The organism is Paenibacillus sp. N119s, from assembly GCF_059447605.1.
Map to the genome: position 1 here is coordinate 1 of NZ_JCAJRU010000095.1, position 16,979 is coordinate 16,979.

At 45.4% G+C, this 16,979-nt stretch carries 14 protein-coding genes; 10 read left to right on the forward strand and 4 right to left on the reverse strand.

Annotated features, from left to right (window positions below):
* The coding region (locus tag AC5V8P_RS12675) for a S8 family serine peptidase (protein WP_495473661.1) at positions 1 to 443 on the forward strand (443 nt) is incomplete at its 5' end.
* 151 nt (positions 444 to 594) lie between these two features.
* Complete coding sequence (locus AC5V8P_RS12680) at positions 595 to 1,080, forward strand: tetratricopeptide repeat protein (protein ID WP_063208685.1); 486 nt, start codon at positions 595 to 597, stop codon at positions 1,078 to 1,080.
* Between the two features lie 153 nt (positions 1,081 to 1,233).
* On the opposite strand, the gene budA is transcribed toward AC5V8P_RS12680, so the two are convergent.
* Both budA and alsS read right to left on the reverse strand, forming a co-directional pair.
* Positions 1,234 to 1,980, reverse strand: a complete 747-nt coding sequence (gene budA, locus AC5V8P_RS12685; RefSeq protein WP_063208683.1) for an acetolactate decarboxylase — start codon at positions 1,978 to 1,980, stop codon at positions 1,234 to 1,236.
* 163 nt (positions 1,981 to 2,143) lie between these two features.
* On the reverse strand, positions 2,144 to 3,847 hold the full coding sequence (alsS, locus tag AC5V8P_RS12690; RefSeq protein WP_196771898.1) for an acetolactate synthase AlsS: 1,704 nt from the start codon (positions 3,845 to 3,847) through the stop codon (positions 2,144 to 2,146).
* Between the two features lie 517 nt (positions 3,848 to 4,364).
* Between alsS and uxaC the strand changes: the two genes are divergently transcribed.
* From uxaC to AC5V8P_RS12705, 3 genes are all read left to right on the forward strand, one after another.
* Entirely contained in the window at positions 4,365 to 5,789 is a 1,425-nt protein-coding gene (gene uxaC, locus AC5V8P_RS12695; protein WP_064797958.1) for a glucuronate isomerase, read from the forward strand.
* 151 nt (positions 5,790 to 5,940) lie between these two features.
* Complete coding sequence (locus AC5V8P_RS12700; protein ID WP_064797957.1) at positions 5,941 to 7,341, forward strand: MFS transporter; 1,401 nt, start codon at positions 5,941 to 5,943, stop codon at positions 7,339 to 7,341.
* A gap of 87 nt (positions 7,342 to 7,428) precedes the next feature.
* Complete coding sequence (locus AC5V8P_RS12705; RefSeq protein WP_064797956.1) at positions 7,429 to 8,433, forward strand: LacI family DNA-binding transcriptional regulator; 1,005 nt, start codon at positions 7,429 to 7,431, stop codon at positions 8,431 to 8,433.
* A 104-nt stretch (positions 8,434 to 8,537) separates the two neighbouring features.
* On the opposite strand, the gene poxB is transcribed toward AC5V8P_RS12705, so the two are convergent.
* Complete coding sequence (gene poxB / locus AC5V8P_RS12710) at positions 8,538 to 10,262, reverse strand: ubiquinone-dependent pyruvate dehydrogenase (RefSeq protein WP_064797955.1); 1,725 nt, start codon at positions 10,260 to 10,262, stop codon at positions 8,538 to 8,540.
* A gap of 313 nt (positions 10,263 to 10,575) precedes the next feature.
* On the opposite strand from poxB, the gene AC5V8P_RS12715 reads away from it, so the two are divergent.
* The 4 genes from AC5V8P_RS12715 (at position 10,576) to AC5V8P_RS12730 (ending at position 15,189) form a co-directional block, all read left to right on the forward strand.
* Positions 10,576 to 12,069, forward strand: coding sequence for a tagaturonate reductase (locus AC5V8P_RS12715; RefSeq protein ID WP_064797954.1), 1,494 nt, complete (start codon positions 10,576 to 10,578; stop codon positions 12,067 to 12,069).
* A gap of 17 nt (positions 12,070 to 12,086) precedes the next feature.
* Positions 12,087 to 13,586, forward strand: a complete 1,500-nt coding sequence (locus tag AC5V8P_RS12720) for a UxaA family hydrolase (RefSeq protein WP_064797953.1) — start codon at positions 12,087 to 12,089, stop codon at positions 13,584 to 13,586.
* Between the two features lie 123 nt (positions 13,587 to 13,709).
* A complete protein-coding gene (locus AC5V8P_RS12725; protein ID WP_064797952.1) occupies positions 13,710 to 14,156 on the forward strand; it encodes an acetyltransferase in 447 nt (148 codons plus the stop codon).
* A gap of 175 nt (positions 14,157 to 14,331) precedes the next feature.
* Positions 14,332 to 15,189 carry a hypothetical protein gene (locus tag AC5V8P_RS12730; RefSeq protein ID WP_064797951.1) on the forward strand — a complete coding sequence of 286 codons (858 nt, stop codon included), beginning with the start codon at positions 14,332 to 14,334 and terminating at the stop codon, positions 15,187 to 15,189.
* Positions 15,190 to 15,356: 167 nt separating this feature from the next.
* Here the strand turns inward: AC5V8P_RS12730 and AC5V8P_RS12735 are convergent, their stop codons facing one another.
* The gene (locus tag AC5V8P_RS12735) at positions 15,357 to 16,247 is read right to left on the reverse strand and encodes a hypothetical protein (protein ID WP_064797950.1); all 891 of its coding nucleotides are present in this window, start codon (positions 16,245 to 16,247) and stop codon (positions 15,357 to 15,359) included.
* A gap of 252 nt (positions 16,248 to 16,499) precedes the next feature.
* On the opposite strand from AC5V8P_RS12735, the gene AC5V8P_RS12740 reads away from it, so the two are divergent.
* A partial coding sequence (locus AC5V8P_RS12740; RefSeq protein WP_495473662.1) for an ABC transporter permease family protein occupies positions 16,500 to 16,979 on the forward strand: 480 nt, incomplete at its 3' end.

Genomic DNA, 16,979 nt, shown 5'->3' on the forward strand with positions numbered 1-16,979 from the left:
ACGGTGACGACAGAACGGACGAGCTCGGCTACCCTGGCTGCTATAATGAAGTGATCGGCGTAGGTGCTGTCAACTTTGACAGACATGCCTCAGAATTCAGTAATTCTAATAATGAGGTGGATTTGGTCGCACCAGGAGAAGATATTTTGTCCACGGTTCCAGACGGTAAATATGCGACCTTTAGCGGAACTTCGATGGCTACTCCGCACGTAGCAGGTGCATTGGCGTTGATTAAGCAGCTGGCCAATGCGAGCTTTGAGCGTGATCTCACCGAAGCAGAATTATACGCCCAACTCATCAAACGCACGATTCCACTCGGCAATTCTCCTAAGCTGGAGGGCAACGGCCTGCTGTACTTGACGGCAGTGGAGGAGCTATCCCGTATTTTCGACACGCAACGTGTAGCGGGTATTCTAAGCACAGGATCGTTGAAGGTTAAATAACGGGTGACAACTAATCTATAGCGGCTTTCCTAAACGGAGAGTCGTTTTTTTGTGCTTCATATTTTTGGCGAACTTCCATTTACATCGTATTCAAATGTCAGGTAACATGTATCTCAAGGAAATAGTCTAGAATAAAAAGTGGGGAATTAGCATGGATCATATGATTGCAAAAGCCAGTGAGCTAAGACGTACAGGTCAAGCAAAGGAAGCACGTAAGCTTCTGTTAGAGGCACTGAAGCAGGAGCCAAAAGATGCGGAGTTATGGTATCAAACAGCCTGGACGCATGACGTATTAGGCTTAGAAAAGGATGCGGTTCCCTTTTATGAAAAAAGCCTAGGTATGGCACTATCCGCAGAATCAAGGAGAGGAGCCATCCTGGGATTAAGCAGTACATATCGTGTATTGGGAGATTACGCCAAGGCGAAAGCATGGTTGGACACAGGAATAAACGAATTTCCAGATTACAGACCGTTTCGGATATTTTACGCTATGGTGTTATACAATCTGGGGGAATACGGGAAAGCCATGCAAGGGCTGCTTATGGAAATTGCTGAGACGAGCTCGGATGTATCTACACAGGAATATTCACGTGCCATTCAATATTATGCAGATAAACTGGATCAGGTTGAGGTATAGGGAGAACCGAGTGAGAACATAAGCAGTATCATGTATATACATTCGTATATAAAAAGATCACAGTCAGAAAAAGAGGCTACTGCTCTCTGACTGTGATCTTTTGCCTTTTATTGTCTAGCTATAGGGGCGTATCTTGACGATCTATATGCCGTGTTATTGCGCACCTTCGGTGACAGCAATTTCTTTCTCCAGGTCTACTCTGGACAAATTAGCCTTCAAGTAATCTGGTGTTTCGGGCAGCACAAGATGCAGATTGGATTTTTGACAAATACGAATTGTGCACTTGTCGACAACAAAATCAAAAACATGTCCGCCACCAGTACGTTCGTCATTAATAAAATGGAGGTGAAATCCGGCTACTCCAATCCCTTGAGCATAGGCAGGTGTCCAAAAGCCTGTGACTACGCCGGAAGTTTCATTGAAAGTAAAGGTAGGCTGCGATTTAGTCGCTTCAATAAAAGGTCTGTAAGGCTTCACCTGGTGAGGCACGGTACGTGTCTTTACTTCACGAAAAGTGCCATCCATACGGAAGGCATAGAACAGATTACGGCTTGGAAACAGCTTTAGCAGCAAAGCTTCCAGCTCTTCACGGTGCATGGGATGGTCAATCGTATATGTGAAATCTTCACGAAAAAAGGTGACGGTGGAAAACGGAGTAGTTTCTTCTGGTTTTACGCGATGGGCCGTACCGTCTGGAAGCAGGTGATAAAATTCACCATCGAACGCGATCATCTCGCCATTCAGTTGATCAAAGGTACCGAGTCCAAAATCTCCGTGCTTTTGCAGCTCCTCAAAGGCAACAACGCCGTCATAAAGACCATCTAATAAAGCAAGCATGGTGGACGTTTGGTAAATATCATGATCAGTTTCTTGCTTGGTTTCCAGTTCTGCAACGGTCATGGCAATACACTTCCTTTTGTAATTGTATACAATTATTTTCGTTCTGTTTCAATAATAAACGTAAAATTTCAGTAAATAACATAAACAACTTAAAAAAATCATTAAAAAAATGATAAACTCCCTAAATTGTCACAAAGCCGTCACGAGTGAGCTATAGTCGAGATTAGTTTAATTGGTTTGGCAGCAGCTTGCGTCCTAATTGAACATTATCCTGATAGTCAATTGGAATATCAACGACCACAGGACCATCTGTATGAAGTGCCTGCTGCAATACGCTTTCCAGTTCTTCAGGTGAGTGCACGCGTAACCCGGTGGCCCCGAAACTTTCCGCATATTTTACGACATCGACATCTCCAAATTTCACGCCAGACGTTCTGCCGTATTTAATCTGTTGTTGGAAAGCGACCATGTCATAGGTACCATCTCTCCATACAATATGCACGAGCGGTGAGTTAAGGCGTACAGCGGTTTCCAGCTCCATGGATGAAAAAAGAAATCCCCCGTCTCCAGAAATAGAAACGACTTTTTGACCTGGATTGACGAGTGTGGCAGCAATCCCCCAAGGCAGCGCTACGCCCAGCGTCTGCATTCCGTTGCTGAACAGAAGGCGCCGCGGTTCATACGAACGGAAATAACGTGCCATCCAAATGTAGTGTGAACCGACATCACAGGTGACTGTGACGCTATCATCAATCAGGCTGCGCAGTGTGCGAATAAATTGCAATGGATGAATCAGAAAATCGTGCTTGTGTGCTGGAACAGCTGCTTGCTCGTTCAGATCATGGCGCAGACGATCCAATTGGTCGCAGGAGGATTTAGGTAGCTTTAAGGTAGGCAATTCTTCTGCAAGGCCACTTACAATCAGGCCTATATTCCCGATTAACTCGTAGTCCGGTTGATAATCATGATCAATATCTGCTTGACGGTCATCCAGATGAATGAGTGTTCGGTTTGCTGGAACGTTCCAGTTTTTTGGATCGTATTCGATAGGATCATAGCCAATCGTCAGTACCAGATCTGCGGCTCCAAGAAGCATATCACCCGGTTGATTTTGGAACAGACCCACTCTTCCAAAATAGTGGTCTTCCAGTTCACGGGAGATGGCTCCGGCGGCCTGGAAGGTTTCGACAACAGGCAGATCTGTATCTCGAATGAGAGCACGGATAGCGGCGGTGGCTTCAGGCGTGCTGGCTTTCATACCGAGAAGAAGTACGGGCAGCTTGGCTTTTCTGATTTGGCCTGCGACTTGTTTGATAAGTCCGGCGGGTGCGGTTCCGAGTTGGGGAAGAGAAACCTTCTCAATAGCTGTTACTTCAGATGACGAAGTCAACACGTCCTGCGGCAGGCTGACGAATGTGGCTCCAGGCTGGGCTGAGGTCGCAATCCGAAATGCATTAGCTATGGCTTCCGGTACATTATCGGGGTGTTCTACTTCTACACTGTATTTGGTGATAGGTTCGAATAGTCCGGCATTATCCATAGATTGATGTGTGCGCTTCAAGCGTTCGGATCTTGGGACTGCACCCGCAATGGCGACGACAGGATCACTTTCTGCATTCGCGGTGACAAGTCCTGTCGCCAAGTTAGATGCGCCTGGACCTGAGGTAACAATGCATACGCCCGGTTTACCGGTTAAGCGACCGACCGCTGCTGCCATGAAGGCGGCATTTTGTTCATGACGGCATACGATCAATTCCGGCCCCCGATCTTGAAGAACATCAAAAACAGAATCGATCTTGGCACCTGGAATGCCAAAAATATGGGTAACCCCTTGGTTGATCAAACAATCGACAACAAGGTCGGCTCCTTTTGTATCGGCTTTGGTTTTAGTTTCAACAGCTTTCACTTTTGTACTCAATGCTACCACCTCTTCTTCTTCGTCTGTGAAATAAATTAATGAAATACTTTCAATGTAAATCAATGGATGTATATTGCAATTATAATACAATAACTGGTATTTTCAAGAAAGAAATTTTCAGAAAAAAAGAGAAAATCGTATAAAACGTTTTCAAAGTTTGATTTATCGCGGAAATTAAAATTTGTGGAATTTTCTTGTGGTGTCGGCCATCGAGAAGGTTTAGAACAGATCTGTCCCAAATGGGGGCAGATCATTTTTATCTGCTCACATGATAAAAATCACTTTCCTCTACAAAGGATAGCGGTTACAATGTAATTGTTGTTAACGTAAACATTAAATTTAAGGTGAACCAAAATAGTATGGCATGATGTACAGGCATCATATTATAGCTGTATATTCCTGTACAGCCATAGGGATTATTACGTCATGGAGAATGTAATTGTTAAAAGGAAAGTAGTGTCTCGGACATTTTTGTTAACGTTAACAAATTGTTAAGAAACACGATTATAGAAGGGATGAGAAAGTAATGACCAAAACGTTTTTAGACGAAAACTTTTTGTTGAGCAATCCAACGGCTGAGGCCTTATATCATCAGTATGCCAAGGATATGCCGATTATCGACTATCATTGCCATTTAAGCCCGCAAGAAATTTATGAAAATAAAAAGTTCAAGAATATTACGGAAGCCTGGTTATACGGGGATCATTACAAGTGGAGACTTATGCGGGCCAATGGGGTCGAGGAGCGTTTGATCACAGGTGATGGTGAAGATTATGACAAGTTTCTGGCCTGGGCCAAAACTGTACCTACGCTGATCGGCAACCCGCTGTACCATTGGACGCATTTGGAGCTTCAACGCTTTTTTGGTGTTTATGAGCTGCTAAATGAACAGAATGCACCTGTGATCTGGGAAAAGGTAAACCAAAAGCTGCAGGGACCCGGCTTTGGGGCGCGTGATCTGATTGTGAACTCGAAGGTAACTGTCGTGTGCACCACGGATGATCCAACCGACCATCTTGAGTATCACAAGCAAATCAGCAGGCTGACCGATTTCCCAGTTGCTGTGCTGCCAAGCTTCCGTCCCGACAAAGCTTTGGAAATTAATCGTGAAACCTTCCAGCCTTGGGTGGCTCGATTGGGAGAAGTCAGCGGATTGGACGTTTCCGGGCTTGAAGGATTTTTGAACGCGCTGGCAAGTCGGGTACGCCATTTTCATGCTGCTGGGGGCCGGGTATCTGATCATGCGCTGGATACTGTAGTTTATGAAGAAGCAACACTTGAGGAAGCGGCAGCCATCTTTAGCAAGGCGCTGAAGGAAGGCCATGTGACTCCTTTGGAAGAGGCGAAATACAAGTCGTACGTACTGGTCTTCCTTGGCAAACAGTATGCAGAACACGGCTGGGCGATGCAGTACCATATTCACGCGTTGCGCAACAACAATACGGCGATGTTCCGTCGTTTGGGACCAGATACAGGCTACGATGCTGTAAATGATGGTTCGATCGCTCGTTCACTGGCAGCATTGCTGGACGCACAGGAACTGGCAGGTGGGCTGCCGAGAACCATTTTGTATTCGCTTAATTCGGTCGACTATCCAGTACTAGCGAGTCTCGCAGGCAGTTTCCAATCTGGCGGTACAGTGGGAAAAATCCAGTTTGGTACTGCATGGTGGTTTAACGACCATATCGAAGGCATGCAGGAGCAGATGAAGCTGCTGGCTAATTACGGAGTGCTGTCCCGCTTTATTGGTATGCTCACGGACTCCCGCAGTTTTCTATCCTACACACGTCATGAATATTTCCGCCGTATCCTTTGCGATTTAATCGGAACATGGGTTCAGGAAGGCAAAGCTCCTAAGGATCTGGAACTGGTCGGAGCCATGGTACAAAATATTTGCTACAATAACGCCGAGCAATATTTTAACTTCCCAACGGTTGTTCATAGTCAATGATGTTGCTCTCTAAACTGAGAACTCATTAATTTTAGTAAAAAAGAGCTCTTGCTAGGAGCTTGTACCAAACTCCCGGCAAGAGCAATCTGTAAGCAAAATAGATTTCAATAAGTATGTGAAAATAATTACGAGAATAGAGGAGTGTGTAGGTATGGGAGTGCCTATCGTACAGGAGAGCGTCCAAACTGACAACAAGACAGATGAGCATATTAGCCTGAAAGAAAAGATTTCGTATGGTATGGGCGACTTTGGAAACGGATTCATGTTTGATTTGGGGCAGTTGTATTTGCTGAAGTTTTTTACGGATGTTGCAGGAGTCTCTGCAGGAGCCGCAGCAGGCATTTTCTTGGTCAGCAAGCTGTTTGCCGCCGTCTGTGATCCCGTTGTTGGGTCCTTTGTTGATTATCGCAAACATATCAGTACACGTGGGAAATTTAGACCTTTTCTTGTCTTTGGAAGCGTTATCCTTGCAATTCTTACGATTCTTACTTTTATTTCGCCGAATATTTCGCCCACAGGCAAGCTCATTTACGCCTATGCGTCCTATATGATCTGGGGAATTGGCTACTCGATTGTAAACATTCCTTACGGTTCGCTGGGTGCAGCCATTACGCAGGATACTCAGCAGCGTGCTTCGTTGTCATCTTTCCGTCAGGCGGGATCACTGGGCGCATTATTCGTAACCAGCGTCGTGGTTATGCCGCTTATTTTATTGTTTCCTAACCATCATGTTGGCTATCCGGTGGTCATGGGAATCATGTCGTTCATTGGTGTGATCGCTTTCATCATATGTTACCGAGGAACGAAAGAACGTATTATTAGCCAGTCTGGACCAAAAGAGAAGCTATCTTTAGGTGTGATCGTGCATACTTTTACGAATAACAAACCCTTGCTGGTACTCGTTTTAATGACGATTTTCACCATTTCCGCGTACAATATCAAGTCCGCACTGTTAATCTATTTTGCCGAATATAATTTAGGGCATGTGGAATTAATGGCGTATATGAATTTTATTATTATTGGTTCATCGCTGCTGGGTGTATTGTTCCTGCCCAAACTGGTACGGCGCTTTGGTAAACGAAAAACAGCCATCCTGGGGATGCTGGTTAGCGTCTTTGCCGATTCCGTCAACTTTTTGATGCCTTCCAATGTATATATTTTCACCGTTTTGGCCAGTATTTCGTTCATCGGCATTAGTATTCCCAACGGGGTTACCTGGGCATTTGTATCCGATATCATTGATTATGGCGAATGGTCATCCGGGGAGCGCAAGGAAGGGATTACTTACTCCTTATTTAACTTTTCACGTAAATTGGCTCAATCCTTGTCTGGTTTTCTATCGGGTATTGGACTGGCGCTCGTCGGTTATGTTCCGAATGTGGTTCAATCCTCTGGAACACTGCTTGGAATCAAAGCTTTGCTTTGTCTTTATCCGGCTGTTGCCCTGGCTTTGGCCATGCTGGTGATGGGTAAAATGTACAAGCTGACAGACAGCAGACATGCAGAAATGGTTCAAGAATTACAGCGTCGACATGCGGACAATCGCGTATAATTTGTGAAAGTCTTCTTTTCCGGGCGGCTCCTGTGGTATGGTGGGTATATAATTTTTTTAGAGCCTCACTAAGGAAAGGATACGTATATGGCAGCTACCATCAAAGACATTGCCAAACTGGCTAATGTTTCCCATACAACCGTCTCCCGGGCGCTGAATAACAGCCCGCTGATTAAAGAAGATACGAAACGCAAAATTATGGAGTTGGCAGAGCAACTCAATTACACTCCAAATTACAATGCCAAAAGCCTGGTTCTCCAGCGCTCGCATACGATTGGTTTATTTTTCACCAGTATTTCAGAAGGCACCAGCTCCAGTTTTTTTGCGGATACCATCCGTGGAGTTAATAACGTCATTGGTGTGGATTACAATCTGTTTGTGCGAGGAATTGACGATTATGCTGATTTTTCTGCTATTCATCGCAAGCGTTTTGACGGCATCATTCTGATGAGCCAGAGTGAGGCGGACAACCCTTTTATTTACCATGTGCTTGGTCAAGGTATTCCGCTTGTTGTGCTGAACCGGCAGGTGCCTGGGGCTGGAATTGTAAATGTGATTTCTAATGATAAGGAAGGCTCTTATGAAGCGGTTTCCTTTCTCGTTGAAAGTGGGCATGAACGCATTGCGATCATTGAAGGGGTGGAAGGCTTCAAATCTACCCAGCAGCGCCGTGAGGGTTTCATGAATGCATTGATAGATCATGGTAAGCCGATCCGACATGAATATATCGTGCAGGGCCACTATGACACGGAAAGCGGAAGTCTGGCAATGAAGCAGCTGCTTGCCTTGGAAAAACCGCCGACAGCGGTATTTTGCTCTAACGATGATATGGCTATTGGTGCGATGAATGCGGTATTTGAAAATGGCTTGAAGGTACCAGAAGATATCTCTGTCATTGGCTTTGACGATATCGGTTTCTCGATGTATACGACTCCACCGTTGACGACGGTCAAAAGACCGATTGAGCAGATTAGTGAGCGCGGCGCCGCTTGCATTCTGGAACGAATTCAGTCACCGTCCACTGAGGGCGAGCTTATATTTATGGAAACCGTGCTGATGAAACGGAAATCGACGGCCCAAAGGCCACGCTGAGTTTTGTTATGTAATAGAGGCAGGCCCCAAAGGGGCAGGAACAATGTTTAAGCACTGTTCCTGCCCCTTTTTTTGGTTGAAATGAGCACTGCCTCATCATGGATTTAACGAAAGAGATTGGTTTTAGCCAGTTCAACAATCTCGTCTCCGCGTCCGTTGAGCACGGCTTTCATCATCCATAGGGTAAAACCTTCTGCTTGCTTAAGGTTAATTTTAGGTGGCATGGACAGCTCCTGACGGTTCACCACCACATCTACCACAACAGGGCCGTCATGAGCCAATGCTTGCTGAATGGCATCCTCCAGCATGGTCGGGTCTTCAACCCGGATGCCCTTGAGCCCCATGGCTTGTGCTACAGCACCAAAATCGGGGTTAACCAGTTCGGTTCCGCTTTCCAGGAATCCGGCCGCTTTCATTTCCAACTCGACAAAACCGAGTGCGCCGTTGTTGAAAACAATAACTTTTACAGGCAGTTGATGCTGCTTTAGGGTGAGCAGGTCGCCCATTAGCATCGTAAGTCCGCCATCGCCTGAGAGGGCAATCACTTGTCGGTCAGGCTCAGTGGCCTGCGCACCGATTGCCTGTGGCAGTGCATTTGCCATTGAACCATGATTGAAGGAACCGAGAAGCCGGCGCTGACCGTTCATTTGCAAATAACGCGCCGCCCATACAGTGGGAGTACCGACATCGCAAGTGAAAATAGCATTTTCTTGGGCAGTATCACTGATGATCTTGGCGAGATATTGCGGATGGATCGGCATATGGCCTGGTTTACCAACTGCCAGATCGTCCAGCTCCTGACGTACCTTGGCATAATGGGAGACGGTTTTTTCCAGATGCCTGGAATCATGCTCTGATGTTAGATGGGGAAGCAGCATTTCCAACGTTGTCCTTACATCTCCGCATACACCATATGTCAATGGAGTGCGTCTGCCGAGATGGGACGGCTCTATGTCGACCTGTAGGACAATCGCATCTTCAGGATAGAATTGTCTGTAAGGGAAATCTGTTCCGAGCATGAGCAGAACGTCACAATCCATCATTGCATGGTACCCGGAGGAATACCCGATCAATCCTGTCAATCCAGCATAATAGGGATTGTCATATTCCAAATATTCCTTGCCTCGCAGAGCGGATACCATGGGAGACTTTAGTTTGTCACACAGCTGCATAAGCAAGTCGTGAGATTGAGCACAGCCTGCACCGCATAGCAGCGTAATTCGTTTACCGTTATTCAAATATTCAGCCAACCGGGAAATTTCAGAAGCGGACGGATGGACGACTGGCGTTGTAGGGTGATAGACATGTTCAGGGGTGGGGACCTTTTCTGCTTCTAAAGCTGCCACATCCCCGGGAAGCACAATGACGGAGACGCCTGAACGTGAAATGGCCTCCTGAATAGCCATAGTCACCATTCTTGGAATTTGACGTGGCGTCGTAATCATCTCGCAAAAGTGGCTGCATTCTCCAAAAAGATGCTCGGGGTGCGTAGCCTGAAAATACTCACTTCCGATTTCACCACTTGGAATATGAGCTGCAATCGCAAGTACAGGCACCCGATTGCGGTGGCAATCATATAAACCGTTAATCAAATGCAGATTCCCGGGACCGCTACTACCGGCACATACGGCAATGCTGCCGCTAAGGTCAGCATCTGCTCCGGCTGCAAAGGCAGCCACTTCTTCGTGCCTTACATGAATCCATTCAATTTGACCATTGCTGCGAATGGAATCCACCATATTATTTAATGAATCGCCAACGATGCCGTAGATTCGCTTGACCCCTGCATTGACCAAAACTTGTACAATAGTATCTGCGATTGTCTTCATAGATGCTCCTCCTGCTCAGTAAGTAGTTTTATCCTGCCCGTGCTATCTTGCGGCTATTCTCCTGAATGTATATATAAACAAGATCTCGGGATAGGGTGATAGTTAGCCTTAACCGTCTTGGCTCAGGTGCGAAACAACAGAAAAAAGACGAGATATTAGCAGTTTTTTATATAAATGTACATGTTAACGTGTTCATATTATTGTCATTATTATTTTTTAAAACTAAAAATATTGATAAAACTATTTTGTTAACGTGTGCATTATGTTAAAATAACGGTGAAATCATTATGGTACTAGTGGGAGGTTACTCCGGATGAAACAAGTAGATGAATTAGACCAATTAAACCGAAAAAGCTTTATTGTTGCAGAACCGTTTCCTGAAAGGGTGTTGCAATTCGGGGAAGGGAACTTTCTGCGTGCTTTTGTAGACTGGCAATTTGACAAAATGAATAAGCTGAGAGAATGGAATACAGGGGTTGTGATTGTACAACCGCAACCAGGAGGCCTGGTGGAGAAGCTTAACGTGCAGGATAGTCTCTATACGGTTATCCTTGAAGGAATTAAGGAAGGGCGGGCCATGAAGGAGCATACCGTTGTGGAGTGTGTTACTCGTGGAATTAATCCTTACGGCCCGGAATTTTTGGAGTATGAAGCATTATCCCAAAAGCCGGAGCTGCGCTTTGTTGTTTCGAACACGACGGAGGCAGGGATCGCTTATGCGCCTGAGGATCAATTGGAAGATCGTCCGCAAAAGAGCTTTCCAGGCAAACTGACTGCCTTTTTGTACAAGCGCTTTCAATTTTTCAGGGGCGATTCAACCAAGGGACTGGTAATCATTCCGTGCGAACTCATCGACCGTAATGGCGACGCTCTCAAGGAAATCGTGCTGAAATATGCGGACCAATGGGAGCTTGGGTCTGAGTTCATTGCATGGTTGGAGGAATCGAATACGTTCTGCAACAGTTTGGTGGATCGAATTGTACCTGGCTATCCCAAAGACCGGATTCATGAGATTCAAGCAGAATTAGGTTACAAGGACGATTTGGTCGTTGTGGGTGAACAATATCATTTATGGGTTATTGAAGGGCCACAATGGCTTAAAGAGGAATTACCTGCTCATTTGGCCGGATTGAATGTACTGATTGTCGACGATATGGCGCCATATCGTACACGGAAGGTGCGCATTTTGAATGGGGCACATACGGCGCTAACACCTGTAGCCTACTTATATGGCCTGGATACGGTAGGGCAAGCGGTCGAGCATGATGTTATGGGGGGATTTATCCAGTCGTTGATTCGAGAAGAAATTATTCCGACACTGGACTCGCCAGAAGCGGAATTGAATGTATATGCGGACGATGTGATGGAACGGTTCCGTAATCCCTATGTAAGTCATTATGTCATGAGCATCTCCTTAAATTCGGTGTCCAAGTTCAAGACACGGAACTTGCCATCCTTGCTCCAGTATGTGGCACAGCATAAGGCGCTGCCTGCCAAAATCGTATTTTCACTGGCCTCCCTACTCGTATTTTACCGGGGAGACAGGGATGGGGAGTCGATTGCATTGGCAGACGAAGCGGAAGTGTTAAGCACGTTTGGCGAACTGTGGAGCACGTATGACGGAACTCTCGCTGGAGCGAAACAATTAACTGAGCAGGTACTCGGCAAGCAAACATGGTGGGGTCAAGACCTGAATCAGATCGAAGGGCTGGCTGAACAAACGGCGCAGCACGTGTATGAAATTACAAGCAGAGGAATGAAGGAGACGCTCGATTCTCTAATGGGGAACAGCGTCCCCGGAGCATAAGCAAGGAGGAGACTGGAATGCTGGAATTCATTCAAATTCATGATCAAGATAACGTGGCTGTCGCTTTGCGTGATTACAAGCAGGGAGAGACGCTGACATGGGGAGCACAACAAAAACAACGCGTGGAGCTGGCCGAGGATGTAGCGCGCGGGCACAAAATTGCGCTACAGGACATACCTGAAGGCGGGCATGTTCTGAAATACGGCTATCCCATCGGTCATGCCATTCAGCCCATTCAGGCAGGGCAGCATGTGCACACGCATAATACGAAAACAAATCTGACCGGTGTGGAGGAATACACTTACAATCCTAAGCCAGCTCCGCGTATATATGAACAGGAAAATCGGACATTTCAAGGATTTCGACGGAAGGATGGTCGTGTAGGGATTCGCAATGAGTTGTGGATTGTGCCGACAGTTGGCTGTGTGAATGGAATTGCCGAACTCATTTTAAATCGCTTCAAGCAGGAAGTGGGAGATCTCTCGCCTTTTGAAAACGCACTTGTGCTCAAGCATAACTATGGGTGTTCTCAGTTGGGCGACGACCATGCACATACACGCACGATTTTGATTGATGCTGTGAAACACGCGAATGCAGGTGGCGTACTGGTACTTGGTTTGGGCTGTGAGAACAATGAAATGAAAGAATTCAAAGAAGCCATCGGTGAATACGACTCGGAGCGGGTAAAGTTTTTGCTTTCCCAGGAGGTGTCGGATGAAGTGGAGGAAGGAGTAAAGCTGCTTCATGAAATTTTTGCGGCCGTGCAAGAAGATCGGCGGCAGCCTGTACCTTTGTCTGAGCTGAACATCGGTTTAAAGTGCGGCGGGTCTGACGGCCTCTCGGGCATTACAGCCAATCCACTGCTTGGGCGTCTGTCGGATTATATGGCTGCACAGGGTGGAACGACCGTACTGACAGAGGTGCCCGAGATGTTCGGCGCGGAGACGATTTTAATGGAGCGCGCTGCCGATGAGCAAGTATTTGATAAGATCGTAAATTTGATCAACGATTTCAAACAATATTTTCTGGATTATAAGCAGCCAGTGTACGAGAATCCGTCACCGGGCAATAAAGCAGGGGGCATCACGACACTGGAGGACAAATCACTAGGCTGTACGCAAAAATCCGGGTCTTCTACGGTCACTGATGTTATTCAGTATGGTGAGCGTCTCAAGACTAAGGGGCTTAATTTGCTTAGCGCGCCTGGGAACGATCTGGTTGCTTCTTCAGCTCTTGCTGCGGCGGGCTGTCAGCTCGTCATATTCACAACCGGACGCGGCACGCCTTTTGGCTCCTTCGTTCCGACGATGAAGGTATCGACCAACTCGCCGCTATATAAGGCCAAACCTCACTGGATCGACTATAACGCCGGTTCACTGGTGGAGGATGTAAGTATGGAAGATGCACTCCGCCACTTTGTCGATTACATTATCGATGTAGCCAGCGGAACCTGGGTAAATAATGAGAAAAACAATTTCAGGGAGCTTGCTATTTTCAAAAATGGTGTAACGTTGTAAAGGGCTTTAATCTCAAGGAGGCGGATAGATCCGCTTCCTTTTTTGTGTTTGAATGCCTCTAAATACGCTGTTAAACTTACTGCAATACATGCGATATGGATATTCGAATAAGGGGGAACTACAGTGCAACATAAAATTATTGCTTATCGGGAAGAAAATCATGATCAACTCGTAGATATTTGGCATCGGGCAGTACGCCAAACGCACACATTTTTGTCTGAAGAGGACATTCAATTTTACCATCATATCGTACGCAACGGCGCTTTAAGAGAAATTGAAGTTTGGATGGAATGTACTGAACTTCAAGAGCCGACAGGTTTTATCGGGCTGGACGGTCAGAAAATAGAAATGCTATTTGTCGACCCCAAACGGCATGGACAGGGCACAGGCAGCCGACTCATCCAGCATGCTGAACAAATAAAAGGGTCCCACCTCAAAGTGGATGTGAATGAGCAAAACGAGAAGGCGCATGCTTTCTATAGACATTATGGTTTTAAACAAACAGGACGATCTGCGCTGGATGGATCAGGCCGGGCATTTCCGTTGCTTCATATGGAACTGAACCAATGAATGCTCTATAGGCATCTGCATTTTGGAAACTGGAATATATTATAAATTCCTTGCCACATGTTTGATTTTATGATATAACTTAATTACGTAATAAATACGTAATTAAGTTATTTTTTAGATAGAATATAGATATTGTTGTTGATGAGTACAAAAGTCGGACAAGGAGGTGGGGAGGGTGGATGATCTCGTTCACTCTGACATCACAGATCTAGACACACTTGTTAACATGATTAAGCTGTCCTTTTCATTTATGGATGGTACCCATATGATCGCTTTATGCGACCAGCTGTATACCCATGTCAGCCAGAAGTATCAGGAATTGCAGCTTTACAAAGCGTGCAAGAAACCTATACAACCCATACATACCAAACGGCCGCTAGTCTATTATTACGGCTACAGTCATCTTATGAGAGGCATGGCCTTCCAAAAACAGGGCAAATATGAGGCCGCCCGGGATTGCATCGAAAAATATGCTGAGCTGGGCTGGTTCAATGGTCTTGATCCATCTGGAGAAGCAGAGGTGGAATATTATCGCCATGCTGCGAGAGCCAATTTATATGCTCTTGATATTTTGTCAGGTCGTTCCGAAGTGCTGCAGGAATATATTCAATTTCTTCGTGACAATCCAGAAGAGTTGTTACCAGGACTTCTTTCCATTGTTGAGGGAGCAGCCAGACATGACTATCCTTTAGAACGTGTGCTTGAATCATTTGCCGAACAAATTGAAGATTTCAAATATTTTGAAGAGCCTGTGAATGTGTCCTATTATTTTCGCTTCTGTTATCAGCTGGCTCTTTATTATATAAAGCTGCGACAGTTTACGGTTGCTTTAGGCTATATTCTGCAATCTCTCAAGCTGTCCGATACCCTGGGTATGGAACATGAGCATGAGTTTAGAAAATGTACTGCTATATTTGAGATTTTTAGATCCCAAGCTACGGCAACACAGCAAGACCAATATATAACTATTCTAAAAGGAGTGTTGAAGGATGAAAAAATTGATTTCACGATCGCTGTCGCTCAGTCTGTTTAGTTTGCTGGTGTTTGTTACTAGTCATGATCTTATCACCGTGTTTTATCATGGAGCCAATCATTAATAAGTTGGAATGGTAAAAAATAGGATTCCTTAATTAACCAAATAGCAAGTAAGCTCATTAAGATCAGGGCTTGCTTACTATTTGGCGTTTTTATGAGGAATATTTAAGCAGTTGTAGGCTTGTGCAACAAACCTTGTTCTAATGGATGCAATGAAATCCTTGTCTGTTGGTAAGCGGGGAATGTTTCTTCCTTACTGTATGATCCAATTTTTAAAGCTGCGTCCAGTGCCCGTAGTAAGGAGCCCACGAATTGCTCTGGAGAAAAGTAAATGCTTTTCCCGACCATATGAATGTGAAGCTCGTTATGGTCACGGTTGCTTACAGACAGCAATAAACCTTGACCCTGAAAACCGGTACCGATTGCACGTATTTTGTTTATACTTGATAGTAGCATTTCCGTTTTCAGCGCACGCCCTTGTTCCTCTACAAACACAGATATTAGTCGTTTGTCTGTAACGATAACAATTTGGTTACCCTGAAACGTATGGCTAAGGTGCAGGAAATCTTTATACACTCCAATAGTCTGCTCATGCGGGGAAACAATCCCCATCCGTACAAACTCATCCAACTCCGCGACATCGGGCTCCTGATGATTTTTGATTCGTTTTTTGATATTGAACTGAATGGTCAAGATTCCTAGGATAGCTATTAGAAAAGCACTAAGACGGACGTGATATATAAAGAACATCAGAACGATAAAACCGCCCAGTAACCATTGTCCCCAAGTCAAATAACGTAGCTTTTGCTGAACCGTACGGCGATAATAACCGTAGCCCTTTCCCGGTTGATACTCTTTACTAAACTTCGTCATACCACGCATCATGGTTAATCCATAGATCGATAAGACTGTCATTGCGAGCCCCAGGAGCGCCATAAACCATTCCTCAGCCGCAACGCCAACTAAAGTACACAGGCCAAACATGATGAGCCCTGCCCAGCAGGCAAACCTTTTTATCCGAACCTGCTTCTGAATCGAACGAACCAATTCTTCCATTCTTAATCCTCCTGATCTAGTACATAGGTAATGATTGGAATTTCATGTAGTCCTATCGTACCATCTGATAGCTTTTTTCGTAAATTGATAGATATAGAAAATCCAAAGACAGAAAGAAATTTGCGCATGGATTTTACCTCCACCTGAACTTTAGACACCAAAATCAAAAAAAACGGGTCTACTCATGAGTAGCAGAAGCCTCTAAAATAACAAATGTAAGTGCTTACACAAAAAAGAAGGGAGGTCTTCTGTATGAGTACAGGATGGAAAAATCCACAGCCACAGCCGCCCATCCGATCGGGGAGATGGACATCACTAGCCCGCAGATGGGGTGGGCAAAAACATTTGCAGACCATGGCACTGCTTGGAGTGGTATGGATGATTATTTTCCATTACATTCCGATGTACGGCATTTTGATTGCTTTCAAACATTTTGACATTATTGGTACTATATCAAGCGCGCCATGGGCGGGGTTAGAACATTTTCGCGCCTTCTTGGCGGATGATAACTTCTGGTATATTGTCAAAAATACTCTGGGCATTAGCCTGCTCAAGCTGGCGATCGGGTTCCCGTTACCTATTGTATTTGCTCTGTTTCTGAATGAAATCCGGTCTACACGGTTCAAAAAATCCATTCAGACCATTTCGTATCTTCCTCACTTTCTATCATGGGTCATTCTTGGCGGGATTTTAACCACGTGGCTGGCAGATACCGGATTGATCAATCAACTG